The 22371-nt window shown below is 59.4% G+C and carries 16 protein-coding genes; 14 read left to right on the plus strand and 2 right to left on the minus strand.

The annotated features are described in order from the left end of the window. A complete protein-coding gene (locus O3648_RS00365; RefSeq protein ID WP_371567732.1) occupies positions 1-123 on the plus strand; it encodes a hypothetical protein in 123 nt (40 codons plus the stop codon). Between the two features lie 119 nt (positions 124-242). On the opposite strand, the gene O3648_RS00370 is transcribed toward O3648_RS00365, so the two are convergent. Continuing rightward, positions 243-3068, minus strand: coding sequence for a type ISP restriction/modification enzyme (locus O3648_RS00370; protein ID WP_371567840.1), 2826 nt, complete (start codon positions 3066-3068; stop codon positions 243-245). Between the two features lie 395 nt (positions 3069-3463). Beyond that, positions 3464-3655, minus strand: a complete 192-nt coding sequence (locus tag O3648_RS00375) for a hypothetical protein (RefSeq protein ID WP_371567733.1) — start codon at positions 3653-3655, stop codon at positions 3464-3466. Positions 3656-3929: 274 nt separating this feature from the next. Here O3648_RS00375 and O3648_RS00380 point away from each other — a divergent pair, with 274 nt between their 5' ends. The 13 genes from O3648_RS00380 (at position 3930) to O3648_RS00440 (ending at position 22259) form a co-directional block, all read left to right on the plus strand. Beyond that, the gene (locus O3648_RS00380) at positions 3930-4997 is read left to right on the plus strand and encodes a tRNA (adenine-N1)-methyltransferase (RefSeq protein ID WP_279739928.1); all 1068 of its coding nucleotides are present in this window, start codon (positions 3930-3932) and stop codon (positions 4995-4997) included. A 134-nt stretch (positions 4998-5131) separates the two neighbouring features. Next, on the plus strand, positions 5132-6958 hold the full coding sequence (arc, locus tag O3648_RS00385; RefSeq protein WP_371567737.1) for a proteasome ATPase: 1827 nt from the start codon (positions 5132-5134) through the stop codon (positions 6956-6958). 114 nt (positions 6959-7072) lie between these two features. Next, the gene (gene dop / locus O3648_RS00390) at positions 7073-8884 is read left to right on the plus strand and encodes a depupylase/deamidase Dop (protein ID WP_371567740.1); all 1812 of its coding nucleotides are present in this window, start codon (positions 7073-7075) and stop codon (positions 8882-8884) included. A gap of 191 nt (positions 8885-9075) precedes the next feature. Continuing rightward, positions 9076-9270, plus strand: coding sequence for a ubiquitin-like protein Pup (locus O3648_RS00395; protein ID WP_005506016.1), 195 nt, complete (start codon positions 9076-9078; stop codon positions 9268-9270). Between the two features lie 29 nt (positions 9271-9299). Continuing rightward, positions 9300-10772, plus strand: a complete 1473-nt coding sequence (gene pafA, locus O3648_RS00400) for a Pup--protein ligase (RefSeq protein WP_279789092.1) — start codon at positions 9300-9302, stop codon at positions 10770-10772. A gap of 205 nt (positions 10773-10977) precedes the next feature. Next, positions 10978-12033, plus strand: coding sequence for an FKBP-type peptidyl-prolyl cis-trans isomerase (locus O3648_RS00405; RefSeq protein WP_371567742.1), 1056 nt, complete (start codon positions 10978-10980; stop codon positions 12031-12033). Between the two features lie 114 nt (positions 12034-12147). Beyond that, entirely contained in the window at positions 12148-12543 is a 396-nt protein-coding gene (locus O3648_RS00410; protein WP_279739918.1) for an FKBP-type peptidyl-prolyl cis-trans isomerase, read from the plus strand. Between the two features lie 228 nt (positions 12544-12771). Beyond that, the gene (locus O3648_RS00415; protein ID WP_371567744.1) at positions 12772-15057 is read left to right on the plus strand and encodes a helix-turn-helix transcriptional regulator; all 2286 of its coding nucleotides are present in this window, start codon (positions 12772-12774) and stop codon (positions 15055-15057) included. Between the two features lie 435 nt (positions 15058-15492). Then, positions 15493-15729, plus strand: coding sequence for a Sec-independent protein translocase subunit TatA (gene tatA / locus O3648_RS00420; protein WP_254756005.1), 237 nt, complete (start codon positions 15493-15495; stop codon positions 15727-15729). Positions 15730-15860: 131 nt separating this feature from the next. After that, positions 15861-16742, plus strand: a complete 882-nt coding sequence (gene tatC / locus O3648_RS00425; RefSeq protein ID WP_279789096.1) for a twin-arginine translocase subunit TatC — start codon at positions 15861-15863, stop codon at positions 16740-16742. 203 nt (positions 16743-16945) lie between these two features. After that, complete coding sequence (locus O3648_RS00430; RefSeq protein WP_279789098.1) at positions 16946-19984, plus strand: RNA helicase; 3039 nt, start codon at positions 16946-16948, stop codon at positions 19982-19984. A 229-nt stretch (positions 19985-20213) separates the two neighbouring features. Continuing rightward, positions 20214-21392: an amidohydrolase gene (locus O3648_RS00435; protein WP_371567748.1), complete on the plus strand. Its 1179-nt coding sequence runs from the start codon at positions 20214-20216 to the stop codon at positions 21390-21392. A gap of 132 nt (positions 21393-21524) precedes the next feature. Beyond that, positions 21525-22259, plus strand: coding sequence for a polyprenol monophosphomannose synthase (locus tag O3648_RS00440; protein WP_279739897.1), 735 nt, complete (start codon positions 21525-21527; stop codon positions 22257-22259). Positions 22260-22371 lie beyond the last annotated feature (112 nt).

A 22371-nucleotide genomic window follows, 5' to 3' on the forward strand; every position in this document is an offset into this window, starting at 1 on the left:
ATGGCTTCGTCGGTTATGGAGGAGCTGTACGCTCTTCGCCCGTACAACCGTGAGACGGTCGATGCGCTCGCCGCAGAGATGTTAGCTGAGGTGCGCGCGTACGAGGCTCAGAGGGAAGCGTAGGGCTTCTGAGAGCGATATGAGCCCAACAAAGGGGGTGGGTGATCCGGGAATAATCCAGGGTCACCCACCCCTTGCGTTTAACCGGTTATTGAACCGGATGACTGGCAGCTATTGAGTGGCTAGTCTTCGGTATCTACAAATTCCTCGCGGAAAATCTGTTCACCGGCGAGAACCTCATCAAGGAGTTTCTCCTGAGCGGGTTCCAGATGCACCAGGTGCGTAAGAGTGTAGAGCAGGCGCTCGTACTCTTCGCTCCAGGCTTCCGGCCATTCTCGCTGAACAATGTCGTTGAGCGAGGAGCTCCAGTTTGTCTCCGGCTTCTTGAGGCGGTACTTAGCCCACAGACCCAGCACCTGGTTACCACCGACGGTGTAGTCGAAGACGCGCTTCTCCACATTCTCACAGCGTGCCTGACCGAAGGAGACGGTACCCCTCACAGGAGTATTCTGCTTCTCAGTGAGCTCATCGGTTACTGAGTCCGGCAAGAAACTAGGTTGTTCGGGTGGTATTGTCCTGCCCATGTCTACCGTAGGGGTCGGCAGGGTGTAATCTGCATCCTTAGGCAACTGGTGCAGGTACTTCATACCCGGTAGCGGCTCGCCGCGTTCACCGTAGGTGTGCAACCATACGACCTGCTTGCCGAGCTGAACGGCGCGCTCCCAGAGCGCAGGGTCAGCGGTGAGGGGTATGCGAATACCTGCCTGCTGGAGCGGCTTGTCAAAGGTACGTACGTATCCGGGGTGCCCGGTGAGCGCCGCTAGATAGTAGACGAGGTCGCCCGGGGCATTATCTCCGAAGCGCTCGCGCAGCATCTGCTCGGCAGACTCGGTGAGGTTAGGGGCGCCGCTGACGTTCAGTACCGGGTGAGCACGGCCTCCTTCGCTGCCCTTGAATCCATGCATGTCTGGTATTAGGTTGTGGAAATACAAACCAGGTCCCATGCCTACGTATTCATTATGAAGCTCTGTAATAAATATCTGCTCGGGGATGCGGTGTTTCCAGAGATTCGGAGAAGCGCGGTGAATCAAACGCGAATCAGCTAGGATATATTGCCTATCAAAAGCACGGTATCCTACCGGCACAATATTCGGTGCATCCGGAATTACCTCACGAGTAATTTGGTCGTTCAGGCTTTCCCTGCTGCCCTGAAAAGTATCTACACCTGAGAGAGGGACTTTACCTCTTGAGATTCCGATGCTAGCCGTTTCTCCAAAACGTTCTGCACGTACCTGCAGATCATTACCCTCAATCAGCTCAGCCCAACGTTCCTGCAACACGCTTTCAGAAGGTGCATAGACCCATGTTCTATTGGGCTTTATACCAGGGAAGCAACTGACATAGAAATCAGGCAATTCAGGGTAACTATCCCAGTCGCCGCCTGCCTCCGGAACGAATTTATCGCCCCAACCAGAACGCACCGGCTCAAACTCTGCGCTATCCAAGTCGAGAGTAGCGAGGGCCTGCATTTTTTCCGCATAAGTTCCGTGTAGGGCAACGTAGCGGATATCCGCGGGGGTTTCCGCATCGGTATTTTCTTCACGCAGGAACAGGGCAATAGATACAGGAGTTTCAATGGCAAAAACAGCGTTCTTCGCCGGCGGGCGCTTGCCCTCAGGAGTCACATTAATAATCCATCCGCGGCTGGATGAACGGCGAATATACTCACGCATAGTCTTAAATCCTGGTCCCCGAAGATACCCAGATGCGGTGATATAGCAGACCACGCCCGCACGCTGAGCGCTATCAGGCTGACCCTCCAGAGTACGGAAAGAATCCTCAAAGACCTTCCAAAAAGCCCAACGCCAGAAGTAGACATACAAGTTGTTCAAAACATACTTATTTTTACCCAGTGAAGATGATCGGAAGTCATCCATGATAGAGGAGATATCGTCTTTAGAACGCGGCCCTGAGTTAACCCAACCTCCCATTTTCTCTGCTTGAACTTTATACGGCGGATTACCGATGCACACCTGAATAGGCACTTCGCGCTTTACCCTGGTTGCCTTATTCGACAACTGAGAAAGCAGACGCAGAGTATTACCATTCACCGGCTTCTGCTTAGCGTAGGGGTCGCTCAGAGTATCCGCCACATAGAGATTCAGACCGTTCTCCGGAACCTCAGCACCCAGCTCCTTAAGGGTCTGGTTCAGGCGCAGTTCAGCCACGGAGAAAGGACCTGACTGCAGCTCAAAGCCGTACAGGTTCTTTGCCAGACGATTCAGAGCACGAGTACGTGCAGCGGGAGCCAGGCTCTCCGCCTTCGCCACCTGATGCATGACCGACAGGGGATAGGTGCCGGTACCCATCGCCGGATCAATCACGGACACACCCTCACTCGCCAGACCGTGCTCCTTATCCAGGTAGGTACGCAGGGCGTCATCCACCAGGCGTACCATCTGGTCCACCACCTCAACGGGGGTGTAGTAGCTACCGGTCTTCTTACGCTGCTCGGGGTTATAGACCTTCAGGAAGTGCTCGTAGAGGTGCAGGTATACGTCTGACTTACCGCTGGAAATATCTGGCCATGACGCAGCGTTCATCACACGCACAATAACAGCCAAAGTGCTATACAAGGAACTATCCTCATCCAGATGCTCAGTGAGAAGACTCAACGCATTGCCCAGCAGGCCATGCTGAGAGCGCAGACGACGAATCATCGATGAGAAGGTATCGAGGTTGAGGTCGAGATTCTCTGAGAGAGCGACCACCAGCGAGAACACCACAGTCTGTGCAAAGCTATCGGCGAACTCTTCATTGCTCGTATTGGGAGCGAGAGTATCGCGCCAATCCTTACGCAGACCCACCAGCTTGGGAAGAGTAACTTCATCTTCCTCGCCCTTTTTCTCCGCCTTGGTGCGTTTCGACGCATCCGTTTTCTCCTGCGCCGTGAGACTCACCAGCATTTCCTCACGTAGCAGTGCTGCCAGGGGCGCTAAGGTTTCCACCAATCGGTCAGCGCTTGTAATAGGAGCCGGTACCCAGCGCAAGAAATTCAGGAAAAGGGTAGCCAGATCGGCCGGAGCACTCCATGTAATTTTTTCAGGAAATAGAACACGCTTATTCCTGATGATGAATGAACCAGCACTTACGTTTACTGCGTTATCGTTTTTCTCAGAGCCTGTCGGTATAGGCTTACCATAACGATAAAGACGCCACTCGGTGCCGTTGGTGTACAAAAGGTTGGGAAGGTTCCGCAGACGCTGCCACTGCCTATATTCGTGGCTCTTCTTACCAAAAGAAGCGGGGTCAATGTTCTTACCCGGAGCCTTCAGCTCCACATAACCAGTCAAAACACCATCGACCATGATGGCGTAATCAGGGCGAACCAGACCCTCAGAAACTAGACCCCCCCCGCTGTTTTCAGCGAGGACTCACGGACGGTCTGAACTTCCATTGAATGCAGAGCGCCAAAACCCTTCAGAAGGGTGGCTACCGGGTTCGTCAGCTGAGCCTCCGGTTCACCTTCCCCAAAACGCAGGTTCTCCCGCACCTGCCTGCCGAACTCGGCAATCAGTGAGTTGAAATCAGTCACAATACTCTTTCCTTTGCCCCATAATTCTTGGGCACTAAGGTGTTTCTGCCCGCAGAGGATTTCCACGGACTCCCCTCAAGTCTAACCAAAAATGAGTAGCCCCAATTGCTCAGTGGTCATTGCTCCATCCATGCCCCGCATTATCACGCCCGCGGGTAATACTCCAGAGCCGATATGCAGACTCCGCTAAAATAGAAAAGGACTTTTTCCGTACCCTAGTTCGCCGCAAAGCGCGAACAGCACAGACTGACCCAAACCCGAGGAGAACCACCCCGTGAGCAGCGGCACCCCCACCCCCACCGGCGCAATCAACCGCCGCGGCCCCTTCCGCCCCGGCGAGCGCGTCCAAATCACTGACGAACGCGGCCGCATCACCACCATCACCCTCGCCGAAGGCGGCGAATACCACTCCCACAAGGGCTTCCTCAAGCACGACGACCTCATCGGCGCACCCGAAGGCACCGTCATCGCCAACACTCACGGCATCCTCTACCAGGCGCTGCGCCCCCTCTACAAGGACTTCGTACTCTCCATGCCGCGCGGCGCAGCCGTCGTCTACCCCAAGGACGCCGCGCAGATCATCGTCAAGGCAGACATCTTCCCCGGCGCACGCGTCGTCGAGGCAGGCGTCGGCTCTGGTGCACTGTCCATCGCCCTGCTGCGCGCAGTCGGCGACTACGGTTGCGTGCACTCCTTCGAACGTCGTGAAGAGTTCGCGGACGTCGCCCGCGGCAACATTGAGACCATGTTCGGTGGACCGCACCCGGCGTGGAAGCTGAGCATCGGCGACCTGCAGGACACCCTGCCGCAGGTTGAAGAGCCCGGCAGCGTCGACCGCGTCGTACTCGACATGCTCGCACCCTGGGAGTGCCTGGATGCCGTGGCGGAGGCGCTCGCACCCGGCGGCGTGCTCATCTGCTACGTTGCGACCGTAACCCAGATGTCCCGCCTGGTTGAGGGCATGCGCCTGGACGGCCGCTTCACCGAACCCGAATGTGACGAAACCATTGTTCGCGGCTGGCACGTGGAGGGCCTGGCAGTCCGCCCCGACCACCGCATGGTTGCACACACCGCATTCCTGGTTGTGGCTCGTCGCCTCGCTGACGGTGCGGTGCGCCTGGCGCCGAAGCGTCGCGCGTCCAAGACTGACTTCTCTGAAGAGGATATGAACGCGTGGATTCCCATGAACGTGGGTGAGCGTGAGGTGACCGATAAGAAGATTCGCCGCGCAGCCCGCGATGCGAAGAACCTTGCCGCTCACGCCGCACGCGCGAACGAGATTGCGCTGGAACAGAACGGCTTGGAGACTGAGCAGAACGAAGCATCTGAGTCTGCCGAATAATTGATGAATCATTGACCTGCGGGGGCACGGGCGTTACCTGGAGCCCCCGCAGTGCACTCACCAGTGCTACTCGCTGCGCCCAACCACCCGCGCCGAGTAGCCACCGATTAGGACGAACAGCTAAAGGAGCTACCGTGTCCACCCACGAATCTGCAGATCAGGCAGGAACCCCCCAGTACGGTACCGCCCACAGTGCAGCCAGCGCGGCACCGCACTACTCGGCTGCTTTCGGGTCGACCTCCCTGCCCGGCAGTCAGCCCGTCAGCGCGCAGGAGTATGACGCCGTGCTGCGTCGACTCTCCGCGGCGGAGGCAACCCGCGACAATATGAGCCGACAGATTCGTGGTGCGGGGGAGAAGAACCGCAAGCTCGTTGAGGCAATCACCAGCATGCGCTACCAGGTGGAGCGTCTGCGCGCCTCCCTGTCGCAGAACGTTATGCCGCCGCTGAATTCGGCGATTGTGTTGGCGGTGCATGAGGGTCAGACCATGACCTACGAGCAGGTCGCTGACGATAAGACTCCCGCCGAGATTGACACCTACCTGGATGTTCAGGTGAGCGGCCGTATGATGCGTATTCCCGTATCCCCGCTCATTGACTTGTCCACACTGACTCCCGGCATGACCGTGCTGCTCAACGACAAGACCGAGGCGGTGCTCGCCCTGGACACCGAACCCTTCGGTGACGTGGTGACCGTGCGTGAGGTGCTGGATGAGCAGCGCGTGCTGGTTGATACGTCCTCGGGTGCTCAGCAGGTGGCGCGTGTGGCTGGTTCCCTCGACATTGAGCAGCTGCGTACCGGTGACGCGGTCACCCTCGACACGCGCACCCGTATGCTGACCTCGCAGGTTCCCGCCTCCCGCTCGCAGGAGCTGGTGCTGGAAGAGATTCCTGACGTCACCTACGAGCAGATTGGTGGCCTGGGCGCGCAGATTGAGCAGATTCGCGACGCGGTGGAGCTGCCGTACCTGCACCCCGAGATTTTTGAGCGCTACCACCTGGCACCGCCCAAGGGCATTCTGCTGTACGGTCCTCCCGGTAACGGTAAGACCATGATTGCTAAGGCTGTGGCGAACTCCCTGGCGGCTCGTGCGGCTGCGCTGAACCCGGGTTCGGCTACTCGCGGCTACTTCTTGAACATTAAGGGCCCCGAGCTGCTCGATAAGTTTGTCGGTGAGACCGAGCGTCAGATCCGCGATATTTTCGTTGCCGCCCGTGAGAAGGCGGAGGCAGGCCACCCGGTCGTCGTGTTCTTTGACGAGATGGAGTCGCTGTTCCGTATGCGCGGTTCGGGTCGTTCCTCCGATATTGAGACGACCATCGTACCGCAGCTGCTTGCCGAAATTGACGGCGTGGAGTCGCTGCAGAACGTCATCGTCATTGGTGCAACCAACCGTGAAGATTTGATTGATGCCGCGGTGATGCGCCCGGGTCGACTCGACCTGAAAATCCGCATTAACCGCCCGGATGCCGCCGGTGCGGCAGAGATTTTCGGCCTGTACCTGACCGAAGACCTGCCCCTGGACGCTGCGGAGGTGGCAGCCGCCGGTTCGACCTGCGCCGCCCTGACCGCGATGATTGCGGCGGCGGCAGGTCAGCTGTACGCACGCACCCCCTCCACGGCGTACGCTGTGGCGACCGTGGATTCTTCCATGGTCGTTGGTTCTGGTGCGAGCGCGAACCTGTCCACTCACACGCTGTACCGCGGCGATTTCGCTTCGGGCGCGGTGATTCGCAATATTGTGGACCGCGCGAAGAAGGCGGCGATTAAGGAGCAGTTGCAGGCGCTGACTGCCGGCGCTAACGCAGCGGGTGTGGGGATTGGCACCCGCCACCTGCTGGAGGCGGTACGCGCCGAGTTTGAGGATCAGGTGGACTTACCGCCACTGCCCGATATTGAGGATGCACTCACCGTTGCCGGTGTGCGTGGCCGTCTGGTGTCGGTGGAGCCGCCGCGCTAAACCGCGCCTCCGGCACCATGAGCCGGGCGGCGCTCAACGTGCTTATCCCGCATCAACCTCAATGACCGCAGGTCCAGAGCCTTTAGATGGTATAGAACTTTTCAGGAGAACCCCATGAACTCCACCCCCAGCTACGGCGTGCACCGCATTATGGGTGCCGAAACCGAGTACGGCGTCATCGCCCCCTCCGCCCCGGGCACCAACCCGACCGTGCTGTCCGCACTGGTGGTCAACACTTACGCTAAGTTGGCGTTCCGCCGCGGCGCCGCTTTCCGTGAGGAGCTGCAGCGCCGCGCCCTGGCGGATGAGCTGACCGCCGAGCAGGCCCGCCAGGCAGAGAACTACTCGACCGCCACCCCCGAGGGTCAGTGGCTGGGTGAATCGGAGTCGCCGCTGCGTGATGCTTTCGGTCAGGTTCAGGACGCCTCCACCGCCCACTCAAGCCAGATGACGCACACCCGCACCGAGCTGACCAGCGAAGATATTGCCCTGGAGATTATGCGTGAGGCGGGCGTTCAGGCACCGGGTGAGCCCGCCGAGCCGCGTAGCGCCCTGGATGCGCTCGCCGGCGTGCACGGCCGCGGTGGTTTCCCGGAGCGTCTGGACTGGGACCGCGTGACCATGAACGCGATTCTACCCAATGGTGCGCGCCTGTATGTGGATCATGCGCATCCGGAGTATTCCTCGCCGGAGGTTCTAACCCCCGCCGATGCGGTGCTCTATGACGCTGCCGGTGACGCGCTGGCGTATGAGTCGTTGGTGGAGCTGGGTAACCACGCGCAGGATTTGCCGCAGGTGAAGCTGTACAAGAACAACACCGACTCGAAGGGCCAGTCGTACGGCGCCCATGAAAACTACCTGATTAGCCGTGATGTTCCGTTCGAGCAGGTTGCGGATGCGCTCCTGCCTTTCTTTGCGACCCGCGCGATTTTTACGGGTGCGGGCCGTGTGGGTATTGGTACGCACGGTGAGGTTCCGGGTTTTCAGATGAGTTCGCGTGCTGATTTCTTTGAGCGCACGATTGGTCTGGAAACCACGATTCGCCGCCCGATTGTGAATACGCGCGATGAACCGCATGCGGATGAGTCGAAGTACCGCCGCCTGCACGTGATTCCGGCGGATGCGAACATGTCACACTATTCGAACCTGTTGAAGTTTGGTACGACGGCGCTGGTGATGAACCTGATTGAGTCGCACGGTGAGCAGACTCCGGTGCTGCCGGGTGTGCGCCTGTCTGATCCGGTGGCGGCGATGCACGCGGTCAGCCACGACCTGTCACTATCGGTTCAGCTGCCGTTGGCGCCGTCTTCGGCGGCCCTGCCAAATCCGGTGTCCACGAGCGGTTCTGCGAGTGCCCTGCAGATTCAGCGCGCCTACTATGAGGCCTCCCGTGCGCACGAGGAGTCGAACCCGGCGGGTGTGGATGCTGCGACCGCGCAGATTCTCAATCTGTGGGGCGAAGTGCTGGACGCCCTGGAAACCAACCCGCTCTCGCTGGCGGATCGTCTGGATTGGGTGGCGAAGTATGCGCTGGTGCGCGGTTATGTCGCCCAGGGCGTAGATTATGCGAATCCGAAGTTAAAGGCTTTGGATTTGCAGTACGCTGATATTGACCCGTCAAAGAGTCTGTATCACCGTCTGGTGGCCCGTGGCCGTATACGTACGCTGTTCTCTGCGGAGCAGATCGAGCGTGCGACCACTGAGCCGCCGCGTGAGACGCGGGCGTTTTTGCGTGGTACTTTGATGGCGCGTTGGCCGGAGGAGATTCTGGGTATTAACTGGGATACGGTGTCTTGCCGTGGCAGGTATTCGAAGGATCTTACTCGTTTTACGATGATGGAACCGACCCGGTACGGTGCCGCCGCGGTGGAACCGCTGCTGGATGAGGTAAACCATTCGGATGAGCTGCTGAACCGGCTGCGCTAGTAGCATCCCCTAAACCCACATGAACTCATATTCTTCCCCGGGGCGAATACCCCCATTTGGAAGAGTGAAAACCACATAACCCACAGGTAGGGTGCATGAAGGTTCGGGTACTAAAAAAACCCTTACACCCCGCACCCGACACCACTAAAAACTTATTTGTCCACAACCGAAAACCCCTTGAGGAGAGAACCATGAGCCGCGAACGCATCAGCGCACAGCAGACCGAAACCACCGCAGCCGAGCAGGAGCAGGAACTGACCCTCGCCGCCTCCCACGTTGTCTCTGACGTGAGCGAGGTCGACGACCTGCTCGACGAAATTGACGGCCTGCTCGCTGAGAATGCTGAAGACTTCGTCACCGGCTTCGTCCAGAAGGGTGGCGAGTAACCGGCGCACCTGCACGCCGGGTCAGCATCATGGAACACCGTATTTTCGGCATTGAAAGCGAATTCGGGCTCAGCTACGTCCCGCATGGGCTCGGTCGGCTGAGCATCGAAGAATCCGCCGCTGCCCTTTTCAAGCCCGTCCTGGATCAGTGGCGCTCAACGAACGTTTTCCTACCCAACGGCGGTAGGCTCTACCTTGACGTGGGTTCGCACCCCGAGTACGCCTCCGCCGAATGCGGTAGCATTGACGAGCTACTCGCGCAGGAACGCGCCGGTGAGCTGCTTTTCGCTGATTTGGCGCGTACCGCCCGCAAGCGACTGCTCGCAGGCTCGGAGGGCCGTCCCCTTGACGGTGAACTGTACCTGTTCAAGAACAACGTGGATTCGGCGGGCAACTCCTACGGCAGCCATGAGAACTACCTGATTAGCCGCAAACTGCAGTTCAACGACCTGATTAAGCAGCTCGTGCCCTTCCTGGTGACCCGCCAGATTCTGGTCGGTGCCGGTAAGACCCACCCGAACGGCGGCCCGGTGCCCGGTTCGACCGACCCGGCGTCCAGCACGGGTGTGCCCTCGTACTCGTTCTCGCAGCGTGCCGACCATATTTGGGAGGCGGCATCCACCTCCACCTCGCGCGCTCGCCCGCTCATTAACACGCGTGACGAGCCGCACGCGGACGCTTCGAAGTTCCGCCGCATGCACGTCATTAATGGTGACTCGAATATGGCGGAGCCGACGACCCTGCTGAAGATTGCCAGCACCGACCTGGTGCTGCGCATGCTGGAGGATCGCTTCCCGGTCACGAGCCTGGATATTGTGTCTGTTCCGGCGGCTCTGCGAGCTATCAGCCACGATCTGACCGGCACCGCGACCTTCGAAACCACCGACGGTAAGTACTACACGGCGTTGAGCGTTCAGCGTCACTACTTGGACGCCGCCCGTCAGTATGTGGAACAGTACGGCGTGCACCACCACCATACGGAATACGCCCTGGACCTGTGGCAGCGCACCCTGGATGCTATCGAGTCCGGCGACTACAGCAGCATTGATACTGAGATTGACTGGGCGATTAAGAAGAAGCTTCTGGATGCGTACATTGCCCGTGCCCGCGCGGCCGGTCAGCCTGCCGATTATGCGAGTGCCCGCATCCGTCAGCTGGACTTGGCGTACCACGACATTGACCCGGAGCGTAGTGTCTTCCATGCGTTGGTTCGTCGCGGTGCGGTCAAGCGCATCCTGCCCGAGGGCGTTGCGGAGACGGCTAAGACTCAGCCGCCGAACACTCGCGCTACCCAGCGTTCGCGTTTCATTAACGCGGCGGTTGCGGCGGGGGAGCAGTTCACCGTGGATTGGGTGCATCTGAAGCTCAACGCCTACCCGCAGCACACGCTGGTGTGTAAGGACCCGTTCGCTACCGGCAGCGAGGAGCTGGAGGAGGTGCTGAGCCTGCTGGCGTCTAAGGAGCGTCAGCATCAGGAGGCAGCATTCCCGCCGCCCTGCTAAACAGCGCCGCTAAAGCCCCGGGCTCGCCACACCACGGCACGGTGTGTTCCCGCCCAAAGTTCCCAGCGCACCCCGCGCCGCGACACAGCCTGAACACAGCTACGTGCCGTAGCATAAAACAGCTAAACCTATACCTGTAAACTGTTCTGTGGCACACGGGCACTCATACGCCCCACTCTCACAGAAAACCCCAGAGGATAACACTATGACCAAACGCTCTAAGCTCACTATTTTCGGTGCCAGCACGGCAGCTCTAGCGCTCGCACTGTCTGCATGTGGCGCACAGTCTAATAATGGCGACCTGTCCAAGGTGCAGTACACCCTGAAGAATGCGACCGCTGAGCCTGAAGCGTCCTTCGCAACTCCCTTCGCCGCTTCTAGCCCCTCCGCGTACGTGATTGAGGAAGGTAACGGCGACTCCATCAACGATGGTGACTACGTGCTTGTTGAGGCTGCCGTATTCAACGGCACCGACGGCAAGCTCAACGGTTCCACTTACTCCAGCGAGCCGATTCTGCTACCGGTTAACGATCAGCTGAAGAAGGCTGCACCGCAGGTGTACGAAACCCTCAAGAAGATTAAGGTTGGCGGTTCCTTCTCGTACACCACCAACGTTCTGCAGCAGCGTAGCACCGCGGGCGTGACCACTACGACCGCTTCGCCCGGTACCGCAACTAACGTTGAGGTGTACACCGTGAAGACGAAGCTGCCCAAGTACGCAACCGGTAAGGCTATTGAGGCTGACCCGTCGCTGCCGTCCTTCACGCTGGACGAGTCCACCGGCAAGGCTGACATCAAGCTGCCTGACTCCAAGCAGGAATACACTGAGCTGGTCTCGAAGAACCTCATTGAGGGCGAGGGCGCTGAAGTCAAGGAAACCGATACCGTCTACGTGCGCTACATTGGCGTGAAGTACTCTGACGGTAAGGTCTTTGACAACAACTACGACGCTGCCACCCCGACGGGCATCTCCCTGCAGGGTGTTATCAAGGGCTGGACCCAGGGCCTGAAGGGCAAGAAGGTCGGTTCCCGCGTTGAGCTGATTATCCCGGCGGATCTGGCGTACGGTAACGACGCCGGCGGCTCTAAGCCTTCGGGCACCCTCGTGTTCGTGGTTGATATTCTGGGAGCGGAGGAGAACCCGCAGACCTTGCAGCGTGCTCAGGCAGCTTCTAGCGCGGCTGCTGCGCAGGCGAGCGCCTCGGCAACCGCTTCTGCGACCGCAACCCCGGTAGCTACCGCTTCGGCTACCGCGCAGTAGCCCGGTACCCACGTTTTACGTCACATTTTTATACCGCGCTCGCCGCTTATATGGCTTAGGCGGCGGGCGCACCCACTATTTCGATGTATTTCGAACCAATCAAAGGAGACACCCATGTCTTTCGGTCAGCGTAACCTCGACCGCGAAAAGCCTGAAATCGATTTCCCCGAGGGCGACGCGCCCACCGAGCTGGTCATCACCGACCTGATCGAGGGTGCAGGCGCTGAGGTTGTTGCCGGCTCCCGCGTGCTCACCCACTACGTTGGTGTGGCATTCTCCACCGGTGAAGAGTTTGACGCGTCCTGGAACCGCGGCGAGCCGCTGCCGTTCCAGGTGGGCGTTGGCCAGGTTATCCGCGGCTGGGATGAGGGTCTGCTCGGCATGAAGGTCGGCGGCCGTCGTCGCCTGGAGATTCCCGCCGACATGGCGTACGGTGACCGCGGCGCAGGTTCGGTCATTAAACCCGGTGAGTCCCTGATTTTCGTGGTGGACCTGCTGGACGTCCGCTAAGGACTAGCCAGGTTCTCGCATAAGAGACATCTAGCCCGGTGCTTTCTCCCGATTGTGGGAGGGGCACCGGGCTTTTGCCTGCCCGACTTTATGTACCGGGTTTTGTGTACCGTGGTTTTGGGCGTCGGGCTATCAGCGCATCCGCGAGATTTTATACCCGCGTATTTCTCCCTCAGCCACCCCATACGCTACGTAAGTGCTGCGGAACACACAGGTTATGATGGAATCATGTCCACCGCAGCTCAGCTTTACATGACTCTTCACCGCCTCGCCACCGCCGCCGAGACACCCGACACCGCAACCCGAACCCAGGGCATCAGCCGCAACGAGCTACTGACCCTGCTCGGTATTAGCACACGCGCTAACGGCTCCCTCAACGAGGCCCAGGAACGCGCCTTTGAACGAGCCAAGCAGACCCTGCGTGATGCCGGCGCGCACATCACCCACGTGACCACGGATCTGGGGGAGCGCTACCGCCTCGAACCCAGCAACGCCGCAAAGCTGCCCGCCTGGAACCCCACTGCTGAGGAGTTCCGCCTCATCAACACCATCCTGCGAGGCTGGGAAGGCACCGAGCTACAAGATGATGCCTACCGCATCCTGCGTAAGATTGCGCTCACCAGCAAGAACCTCACTGACGAGGCACTCGCCGCAGCGAAGATCCAGGACCCGAAGACCGGCAAGCGTCAGCGCGCGAAGAACCTGCACACCTACCGTGAGCCCCTTCAGCGCATTTACTTTAGCGATAACCCCCACCTAAATGAACTGTTTACCGCCTACGCGGAGCGTAAGACGGTCACGTTCACCTATCAGACGGCTGCCGGTGCAACCCGTATGCAGGAGAAGGTCAGTGTTGCCGGTATTGGTTACCGTTACGGCACCTGGTACTTCGTCGGGTACTACACCGAGAGTGCGGAACGTAAGGAGTACACATTCCGTGCTAGCCGTATTCAGAAGCTCACGATGCTCTCGCGTATCGATTCGACCCCCATCAACACGACGTTCAACGCTAAGAACTGGCTAGAAGACATCAGGGGATACGAAGAGTACCTGTCCGTCGTGGAGGTCAGCGCCGATTCCACACTTTCGGAGCCTTTCACTGTGCCCTCGTACGGCACGATTGATAGCGCTGTGGCGGCAACCAGCTACAGCTGTGTGATTGAGCCGCCCGCTGAATCAGACTCTGCTGATTCGAGCTCCGATGCTGCCTCTACCCGCCAGCGTGACAGCTACGCCGCCCAGCAGCAGCTCTTGCGCACCCTCACCGCCCTGCACAGCGGCGCAGTTGAAGACCCCGGCACCTGGGCAGATATCAACCAGCGCAACCGTAACAACTCCCTCGACGACCTTGTGGACCTGCTCCTGGGTCTGCACCGTGCCGACCGCTGGGCGAGCGCCCACGATGAGGCACCCATGCCGTTGAACCAGCTCAACGCCCTCTACAGCGTGGACACCGACAAGAACCGTGCCCTCGGCAAAACCATTGCCGAGATTTTCGCTCAGGTAGACACATCTCCTTTCAACACTGTTCCCTTCGAGTCTGACCCCAAGGACCCGGACGCCCTCAAGCCCACCTACATTAACCTGCTACCGGACTTTGGCGGCGCCACCCCGAACACGCTACTGAACTACGCGCGCCTTACTGACACTGAGCTCGCGATTCTTATCTTTACCCTCTCGGCCGCAGATATTCTGCACCAGGCGGATGCGCGTCTGGGCACTATCCGTGTGGCGCTCGCCGCCGCGTACCCGAACGCGCCCGTTTATGCGCAGCACCTGTGTTTTGCCCCGGAGGACCCTTTGCTGCAGGAGGCGACTGCCGCCCTGAGCAGCGGCAACGCCGTGACTATTGGATACGGTACCTCTGAGCGTGCCGCGGATCGTCTGGTGGACCCGTATGCGTTGGTGTTGCACCGCGACCACATGTATCTGCATGCGTGGTGCCGTACCGCTGAGGAACGCTACTATACCGCGCGCGGTGAAGAGGTCCCTGAGTATGCACCTGAGGCTTTTGCTAACGCAGCCACCGGGGAGGTTGCAGGCAACGAGGCGGGGGAGAAGCCCCCTACTTTCTGGCGTAACTTCCGCCTCACCCGTATCAACCATATTCACGAGGCGGGTGAGGGTCGTACCCACCCGGTCACCGGTGACACTGTCCCTCATTGGCACGCACAACAGCACAACACTCAGAGCAACCCCTTTGCTGAGTTGCGGATTCATCCGACCGAACATATTCCCAGCGGTGAGCCGCTCGATACTCTCACCACAACGTACATGCGCCGAAGCACCCACCACGTGAAGAAGGCTTCACGCACCCAATACGTGCGCATCCACTACTACAACAATGCCCACGGCGCTGGCGATAAGAACATCCTCGACACCGTCATCGCGCACCGAGGTGCCCTCGAATTGGTCGGTCCTGCCCACCTGCGCGCGGCGCTGCTTGACCAGTTGCAAACCCTCAACGCGAGCAGCCGCAAGGGTGCGCCCACAGGTGCGCCCGCAGAAAAATAGCACTTCACCCACTAGCAAAAACACCCTAAAAACCCTTTCAAGGAGCCAAAACATTAACCTAATACTTGTATAATGGTGCTCATGTCTTGGTGGTTCTGGATTTTGCTATGGGGCGCGCTCATCATCTGCTCGCTCCTCTATTTGGCATGGTTCACCTACAAAGCACTCACTCGCGGTTTCACACTCCTTGACGAAACCGTAACCTGGGTCGAGTCCATCGAGGGACAATTCGACGCAGCGCAAGCGAACGCAAGTCGAAAACTCCCACGAGACACCACCCTCGGGGTATTCACACCCATCACCGAGGCATACAATAACTACGAACAAGGTAAGCAGACACGCAGGTCTGAGCGGATCAAGCGACGGGTCTCCCGACGAGATCGACTCGGCCAACCTCAAAACATCGGAGACCTGCTTTAACTAGAAAGGCACACCATGGGCCAGATTTTCAGCCACCCCGCGACCATCATCGTCGTTATCCTCCTCATCGTCCTCCTCTTCGGCGCACCCAAGCTGCCCGGCATGGCACGTAGCCTCGGCCAGTCCATGCGCATCTTCAAGACCGAAGTTGAGGGCCTGAAGAACGACTCCAAGAAGGACCCCCGCGCGAAGGACGGCGAAGAGGTCGTCACCGCTGAGGTCGTAGACAACGGCAAGACCGAAACCAAGTAACGGTCCCGCCCCAACGCACCAAACCCGTGCCAGCCCACCGGCCGGCACGGGTTTTGCGGCACCACCTCATAAACACCCCACCAGACCCCTCAGCCGAATCACACACGGCACCGACACCCAGAGGACACCACGTGGCAACACCCGACCAGGACGTGCGCAACCGCAAACTCAACCCTGAAGCGCGCATGGAACTCAAGGAACACCTACGCGAATTCCGCGACCGCCTCATCAAAGCGGCTATCGCAACCATCATCGCAGCCATCATCGGTACGGTCTTCCTCTACCAGCCTTTCATTGAAATGATCTCTGCGCCCCTGCAACAGATCAATTCAGAAACCGGCCGCAACGCAAACCTGAACTACGGTAGCGTCGCATCTCCTTTCGACCAGCTGCTTAAGGTCGGTATGTACATTGGCCTGGTCATCGCTTCTCCCGTCTGGCTCTACCAGGCACTGCGATTCCTGCTGCCGGCACTGCACACCAAGGAAAAGAAGTACCTCTTCGGCTTCCTCACCGCATCTATTTTCGCGTTTGCCTGCGGTGTCGCCATCTCCTACTTCACCCTCCCCGGCGTGGTCTACGCACTGCTGAAGTTCACCCCCGTCAACGAAAGTAACTACATTGACGCGGGCGTGTACATCTCCTTCATCCTGAAGTTCGTTGTGACGTTCTCCTGCGCCTTCATCATCCCGGTGATCCTGGTCGGCATTAACATGCTGGGCCTGATTCGCGGCACCACCATTTTGAAGGCTTGGCGTTGGGTTGTCGTGCTCGTTGCCGTTATCGCAGCGCTGACCGCACCCGGTAGCGACATCATGATGATGTTCGTGCTCATGGCACCGCTGCTGATTTTCTTCTTCGCAGCAATCGGCATCTGCATGATTAACGACAAGCGCCGCGACCGCAAGCTTGCCAAGCTGGCGCAGGGTTCAGATCAAGCAAGCTTGAACACCGCAACCAGCAGTCAAGACCTGGCGAAGATGGGTTACTTTGAGGAAGAGAAGACTTCCTAACTAAATAGAGTTTGCTTTGAGCAACGTCGCTGCAACGGGCGGGATACAGAGAACCTGTATCCCGCCCCTTTTCGCATGTTCCACAAAACCGCATCCCTCTCGCACGCCACCGATGCGCTCGCTGTTCGCCCATACCGGATTAGTACCCGTGCAGGATGCTTTCTGGAGACTCGCGGCAGGCGAACCGTTACACTGGACATACTATGAGCAAGCACCACGCACAGCACACATCCGACGCACACACTTCTAACGCACAGACTCCGGCGCAGCACACCGACTACGCTGCCGCCTACACCACATCCCGAGAGCGCGCCGCCTACGCAAAGACTACCCTCGGCGCTTTTGAGGCGTCCCTAGATTTTCCGCTGGATGATTTTCAGCGTCAGGCGTGTGCCGCCGTGGAGGCGGACCGCTCCGTCCTCGTTGCCGCACCCACCGGTGCCGGTAAGACCATTGTGGGTGAATTCGGCATATACCTGGCGCTACGCCGCGGCATGAAAGCGTTCTATACGACCCCCATTAAGGCGCTGAGCAACCAGAAGTACCACGACTTTGTGCGCGCGTACGGTGAAGATTACGTGGGTCTGCTGACCGGCGATACGAGCATCAACACGGAAGCACCCGTGGTCGTGATGACCACCGAGGTCCTGCGCAACATGCTCTACGCCAACTCGACCACACTAACCGGCCTAGGCTACGTGGTGATGGATGAGGTGCACTACCTCGCGGACCGTTTCCGCGGCGCAGTATGGGAAGAGGCAATTATTCACCTTCCCGAGCATGTAAACGTTATCTCTCTATCGGCGACGGTGTCGAACGTTGAGGAGTTCGGCGCGTGGCTGGATACGGTACGCGGCGGCACGGACATTATTGTTTCTGAGCACCGTCCGGTGCCCCTGTGGCAGCACATGATGGTCGGTCACCGTGTGGTGGACCTGTTCGTACCCGAAGACAACTCCGCACAGGGCAAGACCCAGGAGCCGGAGGAGAAGCTCTCCCGCAAGCAGGCGAAGAAGGCACAGAAAGCTAAGCAGCGCGGAACAACCGTAGAGTCGGGCACCAACCCCCTGCTGGCCGGTCTGCGCCTAAACCCGCAGCTGAAAGCGCTACGCCCCGGCTTCCGTTCCGCACCGGGCCGTGGACGTTACGGCGGCAAGCGTGAACGTTTCCGTCACCGTCGTGAGGGCTGGCTGAATGAGACATTCAGCAGCGGCGCAAACCGTCGCGATGGCTTCAATAATAATCATTTCAGTAACGACCGGGACTTTGATGCGCGCGGTGAGCAGAAGCCCCTGCGCCCGCAGCGCATTACCCGCCCCGAGATGGTGCGCGCCCTCGACAAGCAGGGACTGCTACCGGCCATTTGCTTTATCTTCTCCCGTGCCGGTTGCGACGGCGCAGTCAGCCACTGCGTATCCGCCGATATTACACTGACCACCCCTGAACAGCAGCAGACCATCCGCGCCTACATCGCGGAAGCAACATCCCACCTAGACACCCGCGACCTGAACACCCTCGGCTACTACGAGTGGCGTGACGGCCTCATTCGCGGTATCGCCGCACACCACGCCGGCTTACTGCCACTGTTCAAGGAGGTTGTAGAAACCCTCTTCGCACAAGGCCTCATCAAGCTGGTCTTCGCCACCGAAACCCTCGCACTGGGCATCAACATGCCTGCACGCACCGTCATCCTGGAGAAGCTCACCAAATACAACGGCGAATCCCACGTGGACATCACCCCCGGTGAATACACCCAACTAACCGGACGCGCCGGCCGCCGTGGCATCGACATCGAAGGCCACGCGGTTGTCATGTGGCGCCCCGGCATGTCCCCGGAACACGTGGCAACCCTTGCCTCAACCCGCACCTACCCGCTGAACTCTTCATTCCGCCCCACCTACAATATGGCGGCAAACCTCATCGCCTCCTACGGCGCCGAACGCACCCGCAAAATCCTGGAATCCTCCTTCGCACAGTTCCAGGCAGACAAATCGGTCGTGGGCGTCGCCTCCCGCGTACGCAAAAACGAAAACGCCCTCGAAGGCTACCGCGAAGCAATGGCATGCCACCTGGGCGACTTCACCGAGTACGTCCAGCTCAGCCGCCACATCGCCGAACTGGAAAAGAAGGCATCCAAGAGCAACGAACGCCACGCACGCGCGCAGGCACACCACAGCATCCAGCAGCTATTGCCGGGCGACATCATCTACATTCCACATGGCCGCTCCCGCGGCTACGCAGTCGTCGTCACCCGCTCCGATTCGCACGCCGACCCGCGCATCGGTATCGTTACCGAGGACGCGCACCAGCGCACCGCCTCAACTCGCGACTTCGAAGGCGCCATCGAACCGGTCTCACGCATCAAAATCCCCAAGCGCCTGAGCCTCAAAACCGCCAAGGAACGCCGTGATACCGCAAGCCGCATGCGCCAGGCACTCTACGACGGCCGCGCCCCTCGAGCGCTCGCGCAGCAGAACATCCCGACTCGTCAGAACAGCGTTGACGCACAACTGGAGGCTCTGCAGGCTCAGCTGCGTAACCACCCGTGCCACGGCTGCTCCGACCGCGCGAACCACATGCGTTGGGCTGAGCGCTGGCAGAAGCTCAACTCTGAAACGGAAGGGTTGCGCCGTCAGATTGCCCGCCGCACCAACACGATCGCGCAGGTCTTCAACCGCATTGCGCGCCTGCTGGAAAGCTACGGCTACGTCGAGCGCACCGCGGATAACGAATTATCGCTAACTACCGGCGGCCAGGCTCTGCGCCGCATCTACGGCGAGCGCGACCTGCTGACCGCTCTGTGCCTAGACGCGCACTTCCTCGATGGACTGGAACCCGCCGCCATCGCGGCAACCGTTGCCGCACTGACCTACCAGGGTAAGCGCGACGCGGTGGAATACCTGGCTCACTACCCGCACCCGTCCCTGCGCGCACCCATTGCGACGATTACGCAGCGCCTCGCCGACCTGAACGCAGCTGAGGAACAGTTCAAGGTCACCCCGACCCCGACATGCGACTTCGGTCTGGTCGAACCCATGTACGCCTGGGCGAACGGCGCGCACCTCGCAAAGGCAATCGAGGACACCGGCCTTGCCGCCGGCGACTTCGTGCGCTGGGCAAAGCAGGTACTGGACGCACTGGACCAGATCGCGCACATCCGCTCACTGGACCCGGTGATTCGCGCCCGCTGTGAAGAGGCGATTGAGGCGGTCCGCCGCGGTGTGGTCGCCCTGGACGTCTAACCCGCACCTCAGTGCTACACCGTACCCAACCGGTTCGGGCTACCACCCCCGCCACTGTGCATTGTTCTGCATCATCTAAGTTCCCCCTCATCTAAGGACGAACGAACTACCGTAGGTAGCGGGGGTGCTTCTATACTCAAATGAGATGCTCAGCTGAGCTACGCGGGCACAACTGAAGTACCCGCCCTCGTGTGCGCTTTCGGCGCGCCTCAACGGTGAAAGGATTCTAATGTCTACCCGTATTTTTGTAGATGGTAGCGTGTACAGCCCGGTCGACCCGTACGCAACCGCAATGCTAGTCGAAGACGGATTCGTCCGCTGGGTTGGTTCCGATTCAGGCGCACGTTCAATTGCTGACGAGTCAGCTACCATCACCGAACTTGACGGCGCCTTACTAACCCCCGCCTTCGCGCGCGCACTGGCACCGGTCACAGGCAAGGAAGCACCCGAAATCCTCGACTACCTGCAGGCATACCGCGCAGCCGGCTACCACACGCACACCCTACTCGCCGGCATGGAGGACGTCCCCGACCTCGTCTCCGCTCTCAGCTACTACAGCGCCGAACACGGCACACCCGACATCCGCTTCATCCTCAACGCCACCGGCATTGAGACCGACGAACTAATCAGTGCCATCAAGGCACTACGCCCCCTCACCGAAGGCGAACGCGCCGTCAAGGGCCTGCAGCTGGTCGGCATCTTTGTCGCACCCACCGAGGCCCCCGCAGCAGCGCAGGTAGCCGAAGACGCCGCACTCCTGCTCTCTATAGATGCATCCACCGGCTTCACCACCGCAGCCGATGCCGCACTCACCGTACGCAAAAACCACCCCTGGCTGTCCATACGCCTCGACGCAGCAATCAGCACCCCGCAAGACCCCGTCACCGACGAATACCTCACCAAACTGGCAGAAGCACGCATCAACCTCGGTCTGAGCGTCTGCGAACCCGAAGAAGATGAAGCAGCCAGCGACACCGTCCAGGCACTCCTCGCACACGCTGGGGGAGAGGCGCGTGAGTCGGTAGCCTCCGTAGCACGCCGCGCAAACGCAGTTGGCACCTCCATTGCGCTCGGCTCTGACACTCAGCTCTACGCACCCGGCACCTGGTCCCTCATCCGCGAACTCGTCAACGACGAACATGGCATCTCCGCCCGCAGCGCCTTCGCCGCCCTCACCCGCGGCGTATACCGCCTAGCACACGAAGAAAACCCCTTCACCGGCCAGCTAACCCCCGACACCCCCGCATACGTAGCACAGTGGCGCGTCGAAGCCCTCATGGTCCAGGCGCCCGACTCCCGCGTAGCATCGTGGAGTACTGACCCTCGCGCTCGCATTCCGCTGCTTCCGGTGCTGGATGAGCATGTGGAACTGCCCGTCCTGGAATCTATTTACACTGAAGGTAAATAATTTTTAGCTTGTCAACACTTTTTTAGGCGGTTTAGAGCAGTGGAGGCCCCCAATGGTTCAGTTGCTCAAATGTTTACCCGGTATAATAGATACCTAAACTGCCTGTTTTATATGCACCTGTGAGGGAGTAATATGCGCGTTCTAACTGTCATCCCAACGTATAACGAGAAGGAGAACCTGCCCATCGTGGTAGAGCGTCTTCGCAAGGCAGCACCCGAGGTGGATATTCTCGTGGTGGATGATAACAGCCCCGATGGTACCGGTCAGATTGCTGATGAGCTATCAGCTAAGGATTCCCAGATTCACGTTCTGCACCGCACCGTTAAGGACGGTCTGGGTGGCGCATACCTCGCTGGCTTCGATTGGGGCCTTGAAGCAGGCTACGACGTTCTGATTGAGATGGACGCTGACTGCTCGCACCAGCCTGAGCAGCTTCCTTCTCTGGTTCGTGCTGTGGAGGCAGGCGCTGACCTGGCTATTGGTTCGCGTTACGTTCCCGGCGGCAAGACCAAGAACTGGCCGGCTCACCGCCAGATTCTCTCTCGCGGCGCTAACCTGTACACCCGCCTGATTCTGGGTACCTCCATTAAGGACATCACCGCTGGTTTCCGTGCGTACCGTCGTGAGGCCCTGCAGCGTCTGAACCTTGAGGGTATCGACTCGAAGGGCTACGTATTCCAGGTTGATCTGGCGTGGCGTTCTGAGCAGGCTGGCCTGAACATTGTTGAGGTTCCGATTACTTTTGTTGAGCGTGAGATTGGCGCTTCGAAGATGGACGGCAACATTATCTTTGACTCTATGTCTAAGGTGACTCGCTGGGGCATGGCTAACCGCGTTCAGAAGCTGAAGAAGGCCCTGGGCAAGTAAGCCGGTAGCTTTTTGCGCAGATGCTTCTCGCGCCTAAGCTTTAAACGAAAGATAGAGGCGGATACGTAACGTATCCGCCTCTATCTTTTTACGCTTTGTGTAGCGCTCTTTC

This window comes from Rothia sp. 27098_8_161, from assembly GCF_041432905.1.
Lineage (GTDB): Bacteria > Actinomycetota > Actinomycetes > Actinomycetales > Micrococcaceae > Rothia.

Excerpts from the sequence above, each read along its gene's own strand:
- O3648_RS00365 (WP_371567732.1), top strand. The coding sequence starts at position 1 with ATGGCTTCGTCGGTTATGGAGGAGCTGTACGCTCTTCGCCCGTACAAC.
- dop (WP_371567740.1), top strand. The coding sequence starts at position 7,073 with ATGAACTCCACCCCCAGCTACGGCGTGCACCGCATTATGGGTGCCGAA.
- O3648_RS00395 (WP_005506016.1), top strand. The coding sequence starts at position 9,076 with ATGAGCCGCGAACGCATCAGCGCACAGCAGACCGAAACCACCGCAGCC.
- pafA (WP_279789092.1), top strand. The coding sequence starts at position 9,300 with ATGGAACACCGTATTTTCGGCATTGAAAGCGAATTCGGGCTCAGCTAC.
- O3648_RS00405 (WP_371567742.1), top strand. The coding sequence starts at position 10,978 with ATGACCAAACGCTCTAAGCTCACTATTTTCGGTGCCAGCACGGCAGCT.
- O3648_RS00410 (WP_279739918.1), top strand. The coding sequence starts at position 12,148 with ATGTCTTTCGGTCAGCGTAACCTCGACCGCGAAAAGCCTGAAATCGAT.
- O3648_RS00415 (WP_371567744.1), top strand. The coding sequence starts at position 12,772 with ATGTCCACCGCAGCTCAGCTTTACATGACTCTTCACCGCCTCGCCACC.
- tatA (WP_254756005.1), top strand. The coding sequence starts at position 15,493 with ATGGGCCAGATTTTCAGCCACCCCGCGACCATCATCGTCGTTATCCTC.
- O3648_RS00430 (WP_279789098.1), top strand. The coding sequence starts at position 16,946 with ATGAGCAAGCACCACGCACAGCACACATCCGACGCACACACTTCTAAC.
- O3648_RS00435 (WP_371567748.1), top strand. The coding sequence starts at position 20,214 with ATGTCTACCCGTATTTTTGTAGATGGTAGCGTGTACAGCCCGGTCGAC.
- O3648_RS00440 (WP_279739897.1), top strand. The coding sequence starts at position 21,525 with ATGCGCGTTCTAACTGTCATCCCAACGTATAACGAGAAGGAGAACCTG.